This is a genomic window from Viridibacillus arenosi (genome assembly GCF_001955655.1).
GTDB classification, from domain to species: Bacteria; Bacillota; Bacilli; order Bacillales_A; family Planococcaceae; genus Viridibacillus; species Viridibacillus arenosi.
Window position 1 is genome coordinate 197,288 of record NZ_MSPW01000001.1, and the last position, 19,325, is coordinate 216,612.

Consider the following 19,325-nt stretch of genomic DNA (forward strand, 5'->3'; position numbering starts at 1 on the left):
TTGTACCTCCTACTTACGAGCTCTTGGATCGAGTGCATCTTGTATTCCATCACCAAAGGCGTTAAATGCAAACATCGTCAGTGCGATCATGAATCCAGGGAAAAACAATCTCCACCAATGTCCACTTAAAATAACACCAAGTGAATCATTAGCCATCGTTCCCCAACTTGCAAATGGAGCTTGTACCCCAAGACCTAAGAAGCTCAAAAAGGCCTCTGCGAAAATAGCTGTAGGAATCGTAAATGTTAAATTAATAATGATAATCCCCATTGTATTTGGTAATAAGTGACGTGTAATAATTTTGACATGAGAAGTACCTAGTTTTTCAGCAGCTAAAACATACTCCTGAGATTTTAGAAGTAAAATTTGTCCTCTTATAATTCTCGCCATTCCAACCCAACCAGTAATAGATAAAGCTATTATTATTGTAGTTATACCTGGCTCCATGATAACCATTAATAGAATTACTACTAGCAAATAAGGGATTCCGTATAGAATTTCTACAATTCTCATTAGCAAACTATCAACGCGGTCTCCTAATTTACCTCTTCCTGCCATGTATCCAGATATACCACCGACTACTACTCCTAAAACTAAATCTACAATCGCTGCTATAAAGCCAATAGTTAAAGATACACGTGCACCTTGCCATGTACGACTCCACATATCACGACCTAAGTTATCTGTTCCAAACCAATGTTCTCCTGACGGTGCTTTATTGACATTCGTTAGATTTTGTTGGGAGCCACTATATGGAACCATCGATGGTCCAAAAATTGCTAAAAAGATAATTACAACTAAAAGGAAAAGTCCTATTATAGCTAATTTGTTTTTAAGGATACTAAGAAGAGTTTCTTTAAAAACTCCTAAGCTAGGACGTTGGATTTCATCTGTCTGCAGCTTACTTGGATCTACTGGACGAAACATAGAATCGTTCAATACTTTTACCATCTGCTAATCCCCCTTGCTAGTCAGCTTAATTCTTGGATCAATAAAACGGTAAGAAATATCGATTAAAAATAAAGTGACAACTAAGATTGTACTGAAGAACACGGTTGTCCCCATGATGACGGGATAATCACGATTAAATATACTATCCACGAAGTATTTACCTATACCTGGTACTGCGAATATTTTTTCGATAACAAATGTACCTGTAATTAGCGAGACGAATAGTGGACCAATGAAGGATACAACCGGTAAAATCGCATTTCGAACTCCGTGATTTAGCACAATTTTAAAGGTAGATAACCCTTTTGCATCCGCCGTTTTAATATAGTTCTGATTCATAACCTCCAGCATACTAGAACGCATATATCTAGCAACAACCGCTAACGGTGTAGTTGCAAGTGCTAAAGTAGGTAGGACAGAATGTTGCCATGTTCCCCAAGAAGCTACAGGAAGTATTCCAAATTTCACTGCAAAGATATTGATCAGTAATGGCGATAATATAAAACTAGGTACCGATATACCAATGATGGCAAAAATCATAGCCGCATTATCGAGTAATCTATTATGATTTAATGCAGCAACGATCCCTAGTAAGAGCCCAAAGACGAGCGCTACAATTATCGCTTGAATTCCGAGCGTTGCAGAGGCTGGAAACCCTGAAGTTATAATGTCATTTACGGTACGGGATTCTGATTTAATAGATGGTCCTAAATCCAACATAACTAAATTTTTTAAATACAAGACATATTGCACCGGTACCGGTTCGTCTAAGTTATATTTAGCTCTCATATTTTCTACTACCTCTTTAGGTAGTACATCAGCATCTGATGCAAATGGATCTCCAGGAATCATATTCATGATAAAAAATGTTAATGAAGCTATGACCCAGATGGTAAGAATCATTGTCATAAATCTTTTTACAATATACATACCTATCTACACCCCCGTTCTAAATACGTCAACTTATTATGTATTGACACTTCCTAAAACTCCGTTTGTTGCCGCCATCGCAATAATTACACAGCCCCACATATGTTTATAAGCTGTAATCATGTCATCACAAGTAAAGCGTATTTTCTTTGATCCAATTAATTCCACACTAGGAATAGTTGTTGTCATTTTTGCTTGCTGTGACCCTTTAAATTCGATTTCAAATGTAATAGGTCCCGATAATACAACTGGTTTTTGGTCAGCAGAATTTTTTACTGCCACTTCGACTTGTTGTCGAATCTGTTGACGCGCTATCTCAGGATGAATTAACTCTGCAGCAAAGCGATCTACTGCACGTTTAGTAATAGCTGCTTCAACATTAGGTAATGTTTCTAGTACCTCGTTCACATACGCGTCATCTCCACTAATGAACAAAGGTGGAACACCAAATGCACCTGCTACATAAGTATTCATCTCTGTTTCACCGACTACCTGACCATTAATTGTCATTTCATTCACACAAATCCCTGCTAGTGTATGGCTAATAACTGCTACATCAGAGCCCCCTTCACGTCCATGATGTCCGACAAACAAAATACCATCGAAAGAGTCATCCAAACCTTCTAACTGGCACATTACTCTGTTGTTTCCAGAGATCAATCTAGCCCGTATGTCTAAGTCTTCAATTAGGATATTGGACATGTTACCGTGGCCATCTGCTACTACTACTTCTGTAGCTCCTCCATTAATGGCTCCTTCAATCGCTGCATTTACATCTGCTGTCATCAACTTTCGAAAACGTTGATATTCAAAAGGAGTTTTCAATTGTTGGTTAGTCGCTACACCTGAAATCCCTTCCATATCAGCCGAAATAAAAATTTTCATTATTGCCTACCCCCTTACATTGTTCTATAAAAAAGCCGAAGCTTTATTATTCTCACATCATAAAATACTGATTATTCTGAAAAATTTATTCAGATTTTTAGAAAATATATTCAAATGTATTTTTATGTACCTCAAGCTGAATGATCGTATTGACTTCAGTAATGCATTCGATTTTATTGACTTCACGTAGGATTTCCGTGATTCTTATTTGATCTTTCACCGTTATTTGAAAAAGAATTGGATATTCCCCCGACGTCACAGTGATAAAACGAATTTCTCTAATCTCCTTTAAATCTTCAATTACCTTTGAGATTGAATTTGCTTTCACCTTGACTTGAATAATCGCTCCCGCTTTAAGTCCTACTGCTAAAGGATTTACTACTCCTACTACTTCAAGGAACCCTTTGTCTAATAAATTCTTATAGCGTAGACGAATAGTTTTTTCTGTCACTTGCAGACGTATCGATAATTCAGTAAAGGATAAACGACCGTCTTTAGATAGATGCTTAATAATGCCGTGATCTAACTCATCGACTTCATATTTCAAGTGATCCCTTCTCTCTTTCTTTTTCTCTTCACTACTGGAATCAGGATTATTTTAGCGTTTTATACCGCTTTACAATATTCAGAAAAAATTATATTATCTGAAAAAGGAATATTAGAGATTAGTTTATATTAACTATTTTTATATTGCAAACCTTTTTTTATAAAAATTGGGGGTTTTGGAATGATAGCAATTAAGAATGCAATAATTTGGAATGGTAATGGTGAGTCTCTAGAAAATCACGTCATTTTCGTAAAAAATGGCGTTTTTGAAAGAATTGAGTCTGAGGAGAAAATAACAGAAGCCTATGCAGTAATTGATGCAAAAGGAAAAATAATTACACCTGGTTTAATAGATGTACATACTCATCTTGGAGTTTCTGAAGAGGGTGTTGGTATTGAAGGAGCTGATTTCAATGAAACTAGTCATCCGGTAACACCACAAATACGTGCTTTAGATGGTATTAATCCTATGGAAATTGGATTTGCAGATGCTCGTAAAGCTGGGGTAACAACAGTTCAAGTAATGCCTGGAAGTGCTAATGTAATCGGAGGAGAGATGGTTGTTTTAAAAACAGCTGGTACCATTGTCGATGAGATGGTTATTAAATCACCTTCTGGTATGAAAGCAGCAACTGGGGAAAATCCTAAAAGATTTCATGGAGCTAAGGGGAAAATGCCTGTTACTAGAATGGGTGTTGCTGCCTTAATACGCGAGAAATTAATTGAGGCACAAAATTATATCAACTCTGAGAAAAAGGATAGAAAGCTAGATTTAGAAAATATGGCTAAAGTTTTAAATAAAGAGATTCCTTTGCGCGTTCATGCACATAGAGCAGATGATATTTTAACAATACTTCGCATTAAACGTGAATTTGATATTAATGTGACGATCGAGCATTGTACTGAAGGGCATCATATTGCTGATTATATTGCAAAACACGATGTGCGAGTTTCTGTAGGACCAACTATGTCCACACGTTCAAAAGTGGAGTTAAAAGATAAAAAATGGTCTACAATCAAAACACTTTTAGATGCAGGAGTTCCATGTTCTATTACTACAGATCATCCAGTCGTTGGTATTGAATATCTAGTAACAAGTGCTATACATGCAATTAAAAACGGAATAACCGAACAACAAGCCTTGCAAGCTATTACATTAAACGCTGCTAAGCATCTTGGAGTTGACGATCGCGTCGGGTCGATTTTACCGAATAAAGATGCTGACTTTGTTATCTGGAGTGGTAACCCATTCGATCTTAACAGTAAGGTTGAAAAAGTATTTATTAATGGTGAAATTGTTAATTGATTATATTAATTCTGTGTTAAGAAGAGTTTTCTACACTTAGGTTCTCAAATTACTATTCATTATCTTATTTGATAGTCAAAGGTTAATCGCACAATAAATATTGAGATAGTGCTTTAGACTTTAGTGTAAGACCAGATTAAGGTACTACTTAAAAAATAATTGAGCCTTACCTCGATAATTAATGAGGTAAGGCTCGCTATTTTGATTATTGGTTTTTAATAATGGTAAAATTCAGATACACATTGTAATTGCCAATGTACCCCTCTATTATTAGCTTAGATAATTTCATCAAACATGGTTAGAAATAATTTGTTTTAACTTCTCTTGTAATTTAGGTAAATCTTGTACCGTGATTGATAGTCTAATATGACTTTCATCCATTTCCATTGCTTCTGCTAAAAATCCTCCAAAACCTCTTGCTTTTCGATCCACTTGCATAAGAATTTCCGCAGATTGTTCAGTTTGTGTAAGGAATAAAATTTCTAGTTCATCTAGCTTTCCTCTATAAACTCCGTTTGTTGGAATAAACTCAAATTCTTGCACAAACGGATAATTACTACGAATTTTAGAAGAAGCTTGCTCACATTCCACTTTGCGTAGTTTGAATCCTAGTTGATCTATCGCCTCTAAAATTTGCACCACAAGTCTAGTTGGACGAATAGCTATAAAATCCTTATCTGTAGGATCTACACTATTTTTAATATCTAATCCTGTACTAACCCAAACTTGTGTATTTCCATATGTTATTGGCGTATCAGTTGGGAGATTGATTTCAAATGGAATTACTTTTGTTTCATTAACTCCAATAGTAAACGGAGCAGTGATTTTATACTGTTTCACTGTCGCAGAATCTGTATACTTTTTATCATCAGACTCTCGGATATAAGTAGTATTTACAGTCAAATAAATGGAATCAATTTGTTGCTCCAGATTCCCTCCATACACTTCAACTTCTCCTCGCATTATTTCACCAGCGACATACTCCGCTTTTTCCAGCTTCGTATCAACCTTTGCTCCGCCTACTCCAAAACTCGCTAGTATTTTATTAAAAAATGACATCAATAAATCCCCCTACATCAAATTAATTACAAATACTATACGAATACTACAATTAATAAGTTTCAAATTTTTATTTCATTCCGCAAACAAAAGAATAGTTTAAGTTTTGTGTGATGGAAATCAATTAATAATATTGGATGGCAGAACAAATATAGCCAAAATTAAAAGGATCGTAATCGATCCTCTTTATTTCTAAAGTGTCTTATTTAATTCAGTTTGATTCAACATTCTTACGATCTTGCGTGGCGTGTAATTTAACCATCGCAAATCGTGCAATGGGTTGAATTACTAAACTCTCAGCGATTAATACAATAACTAAGTTTCTTGGCCAGTTTGATAAAAAACGGCTGAAAATTTCAGTACTAAAACCATTTCCTACAATATCACCGATTAATGTCATAGCGATGGACATACCAAATACAGTGAAGATAATTCGGAATAAAATTTTAGAATTAAAGCTATCTGTTGGCAGTGTAAATTTGGACACTAGGTTTTCAGCAATACGGCCTATTACAGAAGGTTCAATTATCATAACGATAACCCACATAATCGGTAAGGCTTTAATAATTTGCAAAAATACTTGTCCACTACTTAAATCTTCTGGCACATTTAAAATAATATTGATAGATGTCATTAAAATAACTGTCAATGTAGAGATAATCGTACCGTACAATAGTCCTTCTTTAGCATTCCTAGGTAATCTTGTTTCATATTGCATTTTTGCATTTTGCATAGCTACTACTTGTTGCATAGTCTCTTCCTTCCAAAAGTGATGCTGATTAAATTATTCAACTACTTTTAATGTATTTGGTAATAAACTTGCGATTGTTTGAAGTGGTTCACTTGTTTTTTTCGTTAAACAAAGCATTATACCACCTTCAATTGTGGCAGTCATCATAAGAGCAAATGAATTAGCTTCTTCTTTCGAATAACCATCTGCCATTAATTTAGCCGAATAAATTTCTTGAATTTTTGTAAAAGAGTCCTCGCAAGCTTCTCTAACTCGCTCACTCACTGATCCTATTTCACTAACAATACTGTTAAATGTATAACCAATAATTGTTTCGTCCCTATCAAATTGAATTATTAATTCTTCCAGCATTGCCTGAATAGCTGCTTGTGTAGTTTGATAACGTCCAAAAATTTCTTTTATATCCTGCGTAATAACTTCATTCATCGAATTTAGACAGGTGATGAGTAATTCTTCTTTTCCATTTGGAAAGTGGTGATAAAACCCACCTTTTGAAAGATTACATTCTGTTAAGATTTCGCTTATCCCAACACCTAAATAGCCTTTTTTTCGAAAAAGATTTGTCGCAGTTTGAACTATCAATTCTTTTTTATCTAATCCCATAATAGTCTTAACCTCCAAACCGACCGGTCTGTTTATTAATATATCAAATCCACATTTTATAAGTCAAGAAATTTATCTTTTCGTAAAAAATATTGAAGGAAAGTTAAAACGTTCATTCTTTCTGAAAGACATACTAATAAAATGAGTGTCAACCAAATGAGATTTAACACAAAGAGAATCTCAAATCGCGCCACATATGAGCCTGTGCTTGTAATAGTCAGTTTAGAATCTATATTTAGTAACAAAAAAACCTGAGCAAATGCTCAGGTTCTAATCTTTATTCATTAACTTCAAAATAAAACTAACGATGAGTATCAATATTATCGAACCAAGTAAGGCAGGGAATATATAGAAATCACTTAACGTTGGGCCCCACTGACCCAATAATTTTCCGCCTATCCAGGCTCCAATAATACCTGCAATAATATTACCTATAATTCCACCAGGGATGTCCTTACCTATAATCATGCTCGCTACCCATCCTAGAATACCACCTATTATTAGGAACCAAAGAAAACTAAACATGACAAAACCTCCTTTCTAAACTTGATATAATGTTACCTAAATAACTAAAAGTAAAACGCGTAATTCGCTTCAAATTTAATGAGTATGAGTCCTATGTAAGAACTCATGATTAATATCAAATCAGATTAATTATTTAAATCATATAATCCAGGACTATGCTCATTGGGCATATCAGGTAACTGAGGAACTGGGAAACCCTTTGGTGGTTCTGTTACCTCAAGGTTTCCTTGATTTCTGCTAGGCGTTGTACCTTGGAAAATCTCGCCTATTCTAGTTGGGTCTAGTCTAAAATTAAACTGTGCATTATGATATCCTAAATCAATAAATTTTCGACATTCAGGGTATTTGTTAATATCGTAATTGGGGACTGGGAAGAGTTTACCCCAATCAACTCCTAAAGTTTCTAATGCTTTAGCAAAAGCATTTTGATGTGCATTATCACGAACAATTAAGAAACCGAGTGTTTCTCGGAAAGTTTTATTTGAGCTCATTTCATAAAGACGCGTTTTTTGAAGAACTCCAGTTGATTCAAGGACTAAATTATTGAGCAAATCAGCTACTAAATTTCCATGTGCATAAACCCAAGATCCATTCCATGGGTTACCTGCTGCATCAACTGGTAATGAAGCTTGAGCACCAATTATATAGTGATGGGGATTGGCATGTTTTATTACGTCATCTAAGGGTGCATGATCCTCTCCGCCATTTCCAGGCTCTAATGATTCGCCAGAGTCATTTAATAATTGATTAATTGTATTTTGCGCTAGTTCAACATGCGCAATTTCTTCAAGGAATACTCCACGAAGTAAATCCCGATATTGTGTCTCTTTCCCCCGGAAATTTGAGCTTTGGAAAAAATATTGCATCATTGTTCTCATTTCACCATAATGACCGCCTAATATTTCTTGTAAAACACGTGCAGCTTCTGGGTCTGGTTTATCCGGTGTTATTATGTTTATTAATTCTTCTTTGTAGTAGTACATGTATATTCCTCCTACACTATTCAATCTTATCACTCTATATAGCATGAGTAATAAAAGGAGAAATATTCGAATTAACTTATGACAAATATTTACCTTTAATAGGTATTGATATTTGTTCAAATTAATCAGCAAGTCCCACTTAAATAATTTTAACTATCTGTAATGTATAACAGAACAAATATGGAAGTACTTCTATTCCTTTTCCACTATTTACAGACGTAGCCGAGATATATTTATTATCCTCACCGTAAAATAAGTCATTGTCCCAAAAAACAACGCTTTAACTATTTATTCATTTTTATGTTGTTTCAACCTCTCTTTTATATACTAAAAAATTTCATATATAGAATTGGTAAAATCTCCATAACCATTATTTAATGTATTAAAAATTATTAGTAATACAAAATATGAAGGAATAAATAATACCTTAAGGAGTGTGTTGATTAATGGGCGTTATGGATAATAATTCAAAAAAAGAACCTATGCATTATGGTGAAGTAATGGGTTCCTGGTCATTTGTTGCAGCAAACAATGGACTAATAAGTGGGTATGAGACATTTGTTAATCATGTTGGAGATAAAGACTTGAAAAAGCTACTCACACAAGTTATAGAAATGATGCAATCGCATAATAAAGAGGTTGTGGAACTATTAAAAAATAACGGTATTGTTCCTCCACCTGCATTACCAAGTCGCCCGAAAGCAACGACTGAAGATATTCCTGTTGGTGCAAGATTTGAGGATATCGAAATTAGTGCCACAGTTGCTGTAAATGTTGGACAGGGTTTAGTTTCTTGTAGCCAAGTAATGGGGCAATGTTTACGTGAGGATATTGCAAGGATGTTTGGTAAATTCCATACAGAATGGGCACTATTTGGAGCGAAACTTTTAAAACTAAACAAAGAAAAAGGATGGATTGTTCCACCACCTCTTCACACAGATGTGCCGGAATAATAACGTAACTGTAATTTGAATGGTAAAGGGACCTATTAGAAGGTCCCTTTTCTTGTTATTTTTATTTAAGTTTTCATTATAATTTTAATACATTCATCTTATATTCGTTAATAATAATTTATAAGCTTCACTTGTTTACTTAAGTGGTAATTTATGTATATCTGTATAATGATTTTCGTTAGGTCAAATTCTCCAGCCAATATTTTTTTATATAAATATTTCTTTCAAATAGAAATCCCATAGGAAACTGATTGTACTTAGCACCATATACGCAATACGGCGCCAGTCATTTGAATACTTCCTTTTTTACGTACAGCACCCATTGCAATTTTACTTATTGTTCCAACTTGTATTCAAGCATCATACCTAATTGGTATAATAAATGCCAATATTCTTCTCTCTTCTTTAGTAGATAATTGGTTGAGCAATGAAAAGTAACCTAAGTAAATGTTTAGGTAGTTTAGGTAAGCTTACTCATAATCTTACCAACGCAATTCTTCCTACTATAAAAAGTTTGTCATTTGTCATAATCTAGAACTCAAAAAAACTAACTGGCTCATTGAGTCAGTTAGTTTTTTTTGGTACATCGTTATTTTTCAAAAATTTCGTGGAGCACTTCGTTTGCACTGCTGTTATTTAGGTTTTTGTGAATGCAGCTAGCTGGTTTTTCGCGTAAGGTTTCAGCGAAAGCCTTTGCCATTTCAATTTCTCCGGCCACATGTATCTCCTTCCAGCCACGCTCTTTCTTCAATCGCTCAACAATCTCGCCCATTCCTTTAAAGAATCGGCCCAAATTTTCTTTCAGCCGAGGCTCTAAAGCACCCGCATTGCTGCTTCCAATGCCCGGATGATTGTCAGGCGTCACTTTTTTTCGATTGCCCCATTCTTCCAGATTCGGTTCGAAATCGTAAATAAGTTCATCATTCAAGAAGCCCATTGCTGTATCTAGAATACGTACCTCCCCAAAGCTCGGTAAAATAATTCCTGCATCTGGGTAAGCCTTATACATGTATTCCATTTCTTCAAGTACTGGATGATTCTCCCAGTGGAAGCTCGTTTTCACCTGTACTTGGACATAGTGGACCGACCACAAACTTGGATTGTCCGAAGCAAAAATAACGACTCCTTTTCGTAACTCATTCGAATGGTCATCTATTTCTTTAACGACTTTATCTTTCACTTTTTTAAATGCTTTTAGTTCATCTTCATTTTTAGAAGCAGTTATATACTCTTCCATTCGCTTTAAACCACTTTTCAAATGAATTTTCCATGCACCTTTCAGCTGGTCCGGATCAGCTGGATTTGTATTTAAATACACACTCAACACACAACGATCGTTACATTGAAATTCTTTTAGGGCTTTAAGCTCTTTACTTATTGACATAAATTCAGTAACCTCCTTAAGTTTTACATCCATATAAGCTTACCCAATTAACATACCCACACACGCTAATTCTAAAACGAATCAGAAACTACATTAATGGAATTGCAAAAGATAATTTAGATTGAGAAAAATTATATTCTTATTCTGATTAAATTGGAGACATTTTATTGCGCAGAAATGAAATATAAAAAAGGTGTAATGTCAGTGAATACGCTAGTGGTTGCAGTTTAATTAGTGAAAAATAAATCGAGCTTCAAAAAACTTTTCTTCTGATAAAAAATAGCTGTAAATAAAAATTTTTCAAACTAAATACAAAAAGAAAAAAGTACTGCAAGAAAGAGAAAATCTCTCCCTTAGCAGTACCCCTTTTCATCTAAAAATATTATGGTTGTATAAATAATCGTAGGAAATATCAATAAATAGGTATTCATTCACACTGACAGGTATAGAGAATGTACGTGTCATTTCCCCTGTGTCGATATCGCTATATAGGTCAGATAACACACCACTTTGGTCATTACGCATTTCAATAATCGTTTTTAAGAAGTATGGACGCCAGCTCCAGTTTTTATTAACTGCTTCTTCTTGTATATGCCATTTCTTATCGATACACATGATATTAGGTGATGTTTGAAATCCCTCACCATCACATATATAAAGTCGGAAGGAATATGCATCGAGTTCTTTAGCAAGCGCTAGAAGTTGGTCCGTATTATTGCTTGAAGGCTTCATTCGTTGTACGAATTTCTCTAATGCATTTTGCAAAGTTTTCAATGCATTGTAATTATCCTCCAACAATCGCTTTTCTGTTAAGATAAACTGCTGACAGCGCTCTTTAAAACTTTTTTTCAGTTGATCTCGTGGAATTGTTCCTGTATGTACATCAGCTAGATATTTCCCTTGATAATAACGTCCTCCATTTTTCCACGCAAATTGAAGTTTATATTCTTTATCAATACCTTCAAATAACATATTTGCACCAATTTTACGAGCTAATTTACCAAGTGATGTGAACAAATCATTTTGCTCACCCCAAGATTGATAACTCAATTGCCCTATATCCAACTTCAAAATATTAGGAGACAATGTTTTAATATAATCCCAATGACTTTCAGAACCAACTTGATTAATTGCAATCTTCATACCATATGTTTGGAAATAACGAATGATATTATTAAGCTGTCTGAATTCACCATTAAAATTATGCTCTGAAATTACAAGAACAATTCGACTTAGCTCTTCCTCGGGGATATATTTTTTTATTATTTCGAAAAAACTTTCCCCATAGTCAAGTACTAACAAGTTTGCATTGCATGGTAAGTAAATATCGAAATCCTTAGATTCCTTCGCTAGTTGGGCAAGAGCTAAATGCAAAATTTTATGCTCCACTTCCACTCGATACTCTTCTGGAATATCATCATCGTAGGCGAATGTATTTAAACTAATAAGCTCTTCATTGTCTATAAGCTTGCCAGAGACTTCATATGCAATAACAACATGTTCGTCTGCACTAAAAATGGGTTGGAAGTGCGCTTTCAACTTCTCTAGGTTTGTTAATACATCAATTGCGTCCATCCCATAAACCTCCTTAACCGATTGACCATAAGACAATCTTTAAATCATGAAACAATTATCTCCATTTTCATGATATGCCGTCATACGTGATTATGCAAATGAACTCAATTGAACTTTCACCAAAATTAAACAAAACAAAATCCAATAAATTCACTTCACCAATAATAGGTAGATCATTTGATACTAACTCATATTTAAGTTAAATTCCGCATGAAGTAAAGCCTACACCATTTTCTTCTACACTCTTTATTTACAGTGCATTTTGGACAAGTTACACCTGCATAAGATTATCATACACTATATAAAGAATTTAAATTTTAAAAGAGCATTCGTTGTGTACTTATGATGATTGGTCTTTATTTTTTTTAGATAATTTAATTAAAAATGATATGTTGTATGCATCGTTTAAAATTAATATTAAATATAAGAGTAGGAAAAATTAATATGTAAACATTCAAATCTAATTTTTTTATAAACTTACCTTTTCTTCGATATTATACATTCATTATTAGCATGTCACTCATACCGCAAAATAACTAATTGAATAATTCCTTTATTTAAGGCGAAAATATATTCAAACTAGTTGAAAGTGGTGTGTGCATGAATTTCCCTATTATCCATACAAATTTTTGGGATGCTGTTATTGCCATTCCAATTATTATGATTATTACTCAACTATTTAAAATCATTTATCATACCCCTTCAAAATTTGTTCCTACAATCTCATTATTCTTTGGATTATTTATTTCAATTTTCATTAGCCACCGACACGATTTTTTCGCTGGTATATTTATGGGCTGGTTTTACGGATATGCAGCTGTAGGAAATTATGCTGCTTTAAAATGTACTCTTATTAGTTACAGGAATCCAGAGAAATAAGAAATTACAAACGAAAAGATGAAGTTATTTTACTATTTAAAATCTACAATAATTGATATCTCGTTAATTTATTTTATTGGAACTATTGTTTTATCTGAAGGAGGGTAAAGCATTGAAGAAGAATAACGTGAATATAGATTTAGATGAATTAAGTTCTGCATTACCCGGAACAAAAAATTCCGCCAAAATTGAGGTTCTTGCAGCTACTGTTACAATAATAGCGGATGCTTTATCCGCTCTAGCCATTGTAGAGGAGATAAATGAAATTCAAGCAGAAGAACAGTTAAACACAAAGAACCAATCAAATAATAATCGCCAATTAAAAAACATGCAAAAGCAACTAGATTTTATCGTAGATCAATTAGCTAGAATAGAACGAAAAATTGATAGAAGATAACGGTTTACATTTATCACTTAAACTTGAATAAAAAAAGCCAAGCATGAATTAAAACCAGCTTGACAATTTTTACTATCTATTAAAATCTAATTAAATTTTCTGCTTCAGTTTATTCTATAGATTAGATTATATGAAATCACTGTTTTACTGTCCTCCAACTAATTGCTGGAACGCCAAAATGTCTTTTTATATTTCTTTCGACGTTCAAAAATGTTGCATCAAGTGGATCATTATTAGTGCCTTTTATACAACGTGATGTGAACATATGGCAATTGTTTCTAATAAGATGATAACCATTGTGCGTATTTCTTGCTGCTATCGCTCTTTTAGCAATTGCTGGGTCATGCAAAACATTACCATTCATATCGCAAGCTACATATAGTTCTGTTCCAGAGCGTACAGATGAACCATTTAAAAAATTATAGTAACCTACTTCGATAATTTTTTCGTTACCATTTAATTCTATTATTCTTCTATTACCAACATATATGCCAGTATGATCTGGAGACCCAATTATTGTATTGGGCAGTCCTAGTAATTTACAATAGACTATACTACCTGCAATAGGTTCCACGTGTTTTAGTAAGTGAGCACTTATGAACCTTCTCCAACTTGGATTATTAAATGCCATTAAATTTACCTCCCTTCGAACCAAGATGAGGCATTTAAAATCAATTAGCTTTTCATTTGAGGGATTAAAGTTTTTTCACATATTTGGAGCTCGCTGTCACATATGTTCCGCTAACAGTCTTATACATCGCAGAACCATCTACAAGTACTTTTTTTTCAATAGTTAACCTTTCTCCTTTTTTTACTGTACCAGTGGGTTTTGACCACCGTGGGCCATCGTAGTAATTCAATACGTTTGCTAATACTTGAATCTGGAAAGTCTTGTTTGTTTTTGGCTTTGAAACTGTAGTAATTTTGATTGTTGTAACTAATTTACGGAATGTAGACCAAGTAAAAGCCGCTTTACCACTTCTCATTTTAGATGGACAGTTTTTACCACTCCAATGATTGTGTTGAACAACATTACTAATAGGAATCTTTTCATCTTTCATAATTTTAGCTACTAAAATGGCAGTATTTTCTACTGCTTTTTTGTAATTTCCATCTTCATTCACACAAATTTCAATGTGAATAGAGTTTGCATTACCATCGCCATTTCCATCCCCCGCAGCCCAACACTTTACGCTATGATTAAATGATTGTACAGCTTCCTTATCGTCTACTGTCCAGTGCCAAGAAGCAGCACGGCTATTTCCCATTGCTTGTAAACGAGCATGTGCATTTGCACTAGCGGTTTTTCTTGTATTATCTGTCTCGTGGATAGTAATCCATTTGCGACCGTTTCCTGTCCCACTTGTTACTTTATTCGTGATTGATTGTGAAACTAAGTGTTTTCTAATTTTGACCACTTGTTTTTCACCTCCTTCTATACCTATTCTTGTCCTTAATAAAAACTCAATAACAGTGTCATTACTAACTAATAAATGCTGAACCTACTACTTTTGTGAAAAATATGAGTTTAAAGCCTATTTTTCACATCATGATAGAAAACATACTGAAAAAAACAGGTTACAACCTAGATAGATGCCATTGTAAAGCATATTTCATAGTCCAGACATTTCGTCAGCATGATAAGTCACGATGTAGCATTATCCTCCTTTACTTGTTACATAGTCTTTATAAACTTAAAGAAAGCGTTTTTTCGTAAAAAAAAAACCAGATGCAAGGAAGCATCTGGTTTTTCTTATGAATGCAATAACTCTAAATTATATACGGTAAGATCTTTATCATCTGATTTTAATATTTTATTCAAGTTTTCTACCTTTTGCTCTTCTATCATTTCACCAGTTATAAGATCGTATTTTTCTAAAAAATAAACGTCTTTTTTCCGGTTATTTAAATAAAATAGTGCTTGTCCTCTAAAATCTACTTGCTCAAATTCCGGATGAAATTTACCATTAGGTCGATTAAGTCGGAACTTTTTTTGGATGACATCATTTGATGTATTGTATGAATATACTTCCCCTAACCCGTTAATATAATATAATTCCTTATTATGAAGATGGGTCGAATTATCAAAGTTGTAAGGCAAAGAATCCGATACAATTTCTTCACTACGATACTCAGCGAGGTTTTTAACATCTAAAGTAAATGTTAGTTTATTTATAGTAGCGAGCAAAATGTCTTCTTTGGCATCGTTTTCAAAATAAGATAAAACAAAATAATAATTTTCCTTATCTTCTAAGATGGATGAGATTGGATCCAATTCCTCAGCGTGTGGTAACGGTACTGATGCTAATTGTTTTATATTGACCTTGTTTTTTAAAGTAACAGATTTCAAATCAAAGCTTCCTTTGACTAGATCTTGAGTTAAAACAATTATTTGATTTTTCATCGTACCTGCTGTTGCTACATAAAACGGTAAAGAAGCTGTTTTAAAGCCTGATGTATTGCCATATCGCACACCAGTGTCATAATCTTTATTTTCACTAAAACCGGTGTTATACAAGCTAAAAAAGATTGCTTCTGAAGAAAGGTATCCAGATAACGTATTACGAATTTCATCACGTTTCATCGGAAACTGCTGTGCGTTTTTACCTAATAGATAAACACTTTTCTTAGCATCCAAGTACAATTGCTCACCATTGTACTTACTCGCTCCAAATTCCATTCCGTCCATTTCCATTGCAGTGGCAGATCCTTTTTTATCGATAAATATCGCCATACTTTTTCCAGTTTCTTTTTCTAGCTGTTCTGTTGGTGATGATGCATAAAGAATGGCTCTTTTATCTGCTAAGAATTTTGGTTCTTCCATTGTTTGTTGTTTGATGAATATGGACTTCTTTTGATTCGTGGCCGACACATGAAGAAATGCATATAGCCCTACACCAATCACAATTAAACTCGTGATGGCTATGATCAACTGCTTTTTCATTGGGACCTCCTGTTTTGCTATGTATGAATCGAATAAATGTAGCATTATAATAGCTGTATTTTACATAGTTAATCATACTAAATTTCCACACTTTTTACTATTAACAGTGGATTTTATTCATAAGACGCATTTTATACATCTATGCTATTGTGAAATAGGAATTTATTTAGACTAGAACATTATTAGTAACTAGAATAAAAACACATATACCTGCTATTCTATACCTATTAGAAATCAACTTAAACATTGTAATTCATTTCAATGTAAAATAAAGTGAATAAAGACGTATTGAAGGTGAGGAACCTATATGAGAACACTTTATACAATTGGAGAAGTTTTAATAGATTTCATCCCACAACAGCAAGGAATCATGTTAAAAGACGTTGGGACATTTGAAAGAATGGCAGGTGGGGCCCCAGCAAATGTAGCAGCTACTGCAGCAAAACTCGGGGGAAATGCATCTTTAATTAGCCAAGTAGGAGCAGATGCTTTCGGTCAATTCTTAATCCAAGAATTACAGCAATTAGAGGTAAACACAAGATTAATAAAAATAACAAAAGAGGCAAACACAGCTCTTGCATTTGTGTCTTTAACTACCGATGGGGAACGAGATTTTTCCTTTTATAGAAATCCTTCTGCAGATTTGTTATATAAAGAAGAATACATAAAATCAGAATGGTTCACACAAGGTGATATATTGCATTTTTGTTCGGTCGATTTAGTTGAAAGTCCAATGAAAGAGGCACATAAAAAAGCGATTTCCATTGCACGTGAAAATGCTACTTTGATTAGTTTTGATCCAAATGTTCGACTGCCTTTATGGGATTCAAAAGAAAATTGTAGAGAAACTATATTAAAATTTTTACCTCATACAGATATAGTGAAAATTTCAGATGAAGAATTAGCTTTCATCACTGGTATAGAAGAAGTAGAAACTGCAATTGCATCTTTGTTTACAGGTTATGTAAAAATCGTGATTTATACAAGAGGTGCTAGTGGTGCTACTCTTTTCACAAAGAATGCATCCTTCAGCGTTCCTGGTTGTGATATTAACGTACAAGATACCACTGGGGCTGGTGATGCTTTTATTGGTGCATTCTTATATCAACTATTAACAAGTAACGTTGAGTTGAATGAATTAGTTAATTATTGTATAGAGTTCGCTGACGAATTACTATCCTTTGCCAATCATTGTGGAGCTTTAACGACTACTAAAAAAGGAGCATTTGCTGCTCTACCGACATTAGAGGACATTCAAAAACGCTTAAATAAATAAGATTTGTGTAAAAAGATGCGGTTTAAGTGTTTCAAAAAATCACTTTAACATCACCTATTTTAATCTTTTCTCTAACTCTATTTGAGGATTAATATTTTTTAAGTACGTTATAAGTCCACTGTTATCCTTGGGAGAAACAAGTGCCATGTCATAGTGCTCTCCATAACTAAATTCAATTCGGTCTAATGACAATGCGGAAGAAGCTAATGGATTCTTTGTTCTGGATATTTTTTTAATATCCTTTATTGGAATCTTCTTTTTTAGCAGTCCACTTTGGAATATAAGTAGATCATTAGAGATACTATATCCCGTAGTAAACCAACTCCATCCTAGAAACAATGCTAGTGGAATAGTAAAAAATAGAGCTTCATAATCTTTTTTAATGATTAATGGTAGAAAACAAGAAAATATAACACCCCAATTGATAATACCTATCCAAACATCTTTTTTTGATGGATAATACATTCGACTCACCACCCTTCTTTAATTATTCTATGGGTGATATGAAGTATTAGTTTCAAAAAAGTCTAATCGTCGCTTAATATTCTTATTCTATATCTTTTTTAAATAAAAAAAACGACTCCTGCTTTTAGGGTTCGTTTTTTAGCTATTCGCAACTTTACCGTAATAATCCTTTTGGAACCATTTTAAGAAATCGTCTCGCTTAATGACATTTAAGACACATGGTGTTTTTTCTTGACGCTCCATTTTTATTAGTTCTTCCGGAAATTCTTCTTCAACTGACAATGACATATAAGGAAGTTTGGCTTGGGCTTTTTGAGAGCGAATGTTTTCTACTCTAGCACCAGCAAATACATAATCTAAATCGAACTGATTAAACGCTATTAATAATATCTTTTCTTTTGCTTGCTCATTATACCCCAGCCCCCAAAAAGGATCCGCAATCCACGTACCTATATGACATAACTTCTTTTCATGGTCAATTTCTTTTAGTGTTGTAACACCTATAATTTCAAAAGCAGAATTTATTATAACACGAGATAATTGTTGATTTTCTCTTTCAGCAAGTTGCATGCCACGTATAAAATTGAGTACTCCATTAACTGATGTTTGACAATCATCCATACCTAGTGCATTTTTCACTAATTCCGAACTGATTAATGATGATATTTTATCAGCATACCGGACATCATGAGGTACAAGTTTAATTTTGTCCATAGACGATCTCCTTTCTACATATATTTGATTTGTTATATTTACGATTATTCTTAAATAGAGCTAGCTGAGAGAATTCTTTTATCATTTATGCTATACATTTTTTATTAGTACAATTATAAACAAATGTTCACAAATATTTCAATATTTTTTTCGAATTTCTATTGATATTCCGAAAAACATTTTCCGTTGATCATTAGAT

Annotated in this window: 21 protein-coding genes and 1 pseudogene; 5 read left to right on the top strand and 17 right to left on the bottom strand. The window is 33.7% G+C overall.

Annotated elements, in window-relative coordinates:
* Positions 1-9: 9 nt before the first annotated feature.
* From BK137_RS00895 to BK137_RS00910, 4 genes are all read right to left on the bottom strand, one after another.
* Positions 10-951: an ABC transporter permease gene (locus tag BK137_RS00895; RefSeq protein ID WP_038190289.1), complete on the bottom strand. Its 942-nt coding sequence runs from the start codon at positions 949-951 to the stop codon at positions 10-12.
* Positions 952-954: 3 nt separating this feature from the next.
* Positions 955-1,881 carry an ABC transporter permease gene (locus BK137_RS00900; RefSeq protein WP_038190292.1) on the bottom strand — a complete coding sequence of 309 codons (927 nt, stop codon included), beginning with the start codon at positions 1,879-1,881 and terminating at the stop codon, positions 955-957.
* Between the two features lie 36 nt (positions 1,882-1,917).
* Positions 1,918-2,766: a M55 family metallopeptidase gene (locus BK137_RS00905; protein ID WP_038190296.1), complete on the bottom strand. Its 849-nt coding sequence runs from the start codon at positions 2,764-2,766 to the stop codon at positions 1,918-1,920.
* Positions 2,767-2,863: 97 nt separating this feature from the next.
* The gene (locus tag BK137_RS00910; protein WP_038190298.1) at positions 2,864-3,313 is read right to left on the bottom strand and encodes an Lrp/AsnC family transcriptional regulator; all 450 of its coding nucleotides are present in this window, start codon (positions 3,311-3,313) and stop codon (positions 2,864-2,866) included.
* A 180-nt stretch (positions 3,314-3,493) separates the two neighbouring features.
* Here BK137_RS00910 and BK137_RS00915 point away from each other — a divergent pair, with 180 nt between their 5' ends.
* Positions 3,494-4,618: an amidohydrolase gene (locus BK137_RS00915; protein WP_038190301.1), complete on the top strand. Its 1,125-nt coding sequence runs from the start codon at positions 3,494-3,496 to the stop codon at positions 4,616-4,618.
* A gap of 288 nt (positions 4,619-4,906) precedes the next feature.
* Here BK137_RS00915 and BK137_RS00920 read toward each other — a convergent pair whose 3' ends face one another.
* The 5 genes from BK137_RS00920 to BK137_RS00940 all read right to left on the bottom strand — a co-directional run bounded on the left by BK137_RS00920 (position 4,907) and on the right by BK137_RS00940 (position 8,539).
* Complete coding sequence (locus BK137_RS00920) at positions 4,907-5,677, bottom strand: sporulation protein (protein WP_038190304.1); 771 nt, start codon at positions 5,675-5,677, stop codon at positions 4,907-4,909.
* A gap of 211 nt (positions 5,678-5,888) precedes the next feature.
* The gene (locus BK137_RS00925; RefSeq protein ID WP_200866444.1) at positions 5,889-6,428 is read right to left on the bottom strand and encodes a DUF2798 domain-containing protein; all 540 of its coding nucleotides are present in this window, start codon (positions 6,426-6,428) and stop codon (positions 5,889-5,891) included.
* A gap of 33 nt (positions 6,429-6,461) precedes the next feature.
* A complete protein-coding gene (locus tag BK137_RS00930; protein ID WP_038190306.1) occupies positions 6,462-7,031 on the bottom strand; it encodes a TetR/AcrR family transcriptional regulator in 570 nt (189 codons plus the stop codon).
* 270 nt (positions 7,032-7,301) lie between these two features.
* Positions 7,302-7,556, bottom strand: coding sequence for a GlsB/YeaQ/YmgE family stress response membrane protein (locus tag BK137_RS00935; protein ID WP_038190308.1), 255 nt, complete (start codon positions 7,554-7,556; stop codon positions 7,302-7,304).
* A 125-nt stretch (positions 7,557-7,681) separates the two neighbouring features.
* Positions 7,682-8,539, bottom strand: coding sequence for a manganese catalase family protein (locus BK137_RS00940; protein ID WP_038190311.1), 858 nt, complete (start codon positions 8,537-8,539; stop codon positions 7,682-7,684).
* A 446-nt stretch (positions 8,540-8,985) separates the two neighbouring features.
* Here BK137_RS00940 and BK137_RS00945 point away from each other — a divergent pair, with 446 nt between their 5' ends.
* Positions 8,986-9,492, top strand: a complete 507-nt coding sequence (locus tag BK137_RS00945; RefSeq protein ID WP_038190314.1) for a DUF3231 family protein — start codon at positions 8,986-8,988, stop codon at positions 9,490-9,492.
* A gap of 205 nt (positions 9,493-9,697) precedes the next feature.
* Here the strand turns inward: BK137_RS00945 and BK137_RS22925 are convergent.
* From BK137_RS22925 to BK137_RS00955, 3 genes and pseudogenes are all read right to left on the bottom strand, one after another.
* Positions 9,698-9,845 (bottom strand): annotated as a pseudogene (locus BK137_RS22925) (glutathione-dependent formaldehyde dehydrogenase); the annotation flags it as partial.
* Positions 9,846-10,081: 236 nt separating this feature from the next.
* The gene (locus tag BK137_RS00950) at positions 10,082-10,876 is read right to left on the bottom strand and encodes a VLRF1 family aeRF1-type release factor (protein ID WP_038190323.1); all 795 of its coding nucleotides are present in this window, start codon (positions 10,874-10,876) and stop codon (positions 10,082-10,084) included.
* Positions 10,877-11,245: 369 nt separating this feature from the next.
* The gene (locus tag BK137_RS00955; RefSeq protein ID WP_038190326.1) at positions 11,246-12,451 is read right to left on the bottom strand and encodes an EAL domain-containing protein; all 1,206 of its coding nucleotides are present in this window, start codon (positions 12,449-12,451) and stop codon (positions 11,246-11,248) included.
* Between the two features lie 600 nt (positions 12,452-13,051).
* Between BK137_RS00955 and BK137_RS00960 the strand changes: the two genes are divergently transcribed.
* Positions 13,052-13,330, top strand: a complete 279-nt coding sequence (locus BK137_RS00960) for a hypothetical protein (protein ID WP_038190329.1) — start codon at positions 13,052-13,054, stop codon at positions 13,328-13,330.
* A gap of 112 nt (positions 13,331-13,442) precedes the next feature.
* On the top strand, positions 13,443-13,727 hold the full coding sequence (locus tag BK137_RS00965; protein WP_038190332.1) for a hypothetical protein: 285 nt from the start codon (positions 13,443-13,445) through the stop codon (positions 13,725-13,727).
* Positions 13,728-13,863: 136 nt separating this feature from the next.
* Here BK137_RS00965 and BK137_RS00970 read toward each other — a convergent pair whose 3' ends face one another.
* The 3 genes from BK137_RS00970 to BK137_RS00980 form a co-directional block, all read right to left on the bottom strand.
* Positions 13,864-14,358: a hypothetical protein gene (locus BK137_RS00970; protein WP_038190334.1), complete on the bottom strand. Its 495-nt coding sequence runs from the start codon at positions 14,356-14,358 to the stop codon at positions 13,864-13,866.
* Positions 14,359-14,422: 64 nt separating this feature from the next.
* Positions 14,423-15,145 carry an N-acetylmuramoyl-L-alanine amidase gene (locus BK137_RS00975; RefSeq protein WP_051448842.1) on the bottom strand — a complete coding sequence of 241 codons (723 nt, stop codon included), beginning with the start codon at positions 15,143-15,145 and terminating at the stop codon, positions 14,423-14,425.
* A 335-nt stretch (positions 15,146-15,480) separates the two neighbouring features.
* Positions 15,481-16,671 (bottom strand): hypothetical protein, encoded by a 1,191-nt coding sequence (locus BK137_RS00980; protein ID WP_038190336.1) that lies wholly within the window; start codon positions 16,669-16,671, stop codon positions 15,481-15,483.
* Positions 16,672-16,978: 307 nt separating this feature from the next.
* On the opposite strand from BK137_RS00980, the gene BK137_RS00985 reads away from it, so the two are divergent.
* Positions 16,979-17,947: a carbohydrate kinase family protein gene (locus BK137_RS00985; RefSeq protein WP_038190340.1), complete on the top strand. Its 969-nt coding sequence runs from the start codon at positions 16,979-16,981 to the stop codon at positions 17,945-17,947.
* Positions 17,948-18,001: 54 nt separating this feature from the next.
* On the opposite strand, the gene BK137_RS00990 is transcribed toward BK137_RS00985, so the two are convergent.
* Together BK137_RS00990 and BK137_RS00995 are read right to left on the bottom strand one after the other, a co-directional pair.
* A complete protein-coding gene (locus BK137_RS00990) occupies positions 18,002-18,412 on the bottom strand; it encodes a PH domain-containing protein (protein WP_038190344.1) in 411 nt (136 codons plus the stop codon).
* Between the two features lie 138 nt (positions 18,413-18,550).
* Positions 18,551-19,126, bottom strand: a complete 576-nt coding sequence (locus BK137_RS00995) for a GNAT family N-acetyltransferase (RefSeq protein ID WP_038190358.1) — start codon at positions 19,124-19,126, stop codon at positions 18,551-18,553.
* Positions 19,127-19,325: the final 199 nt, after the last annotated feature.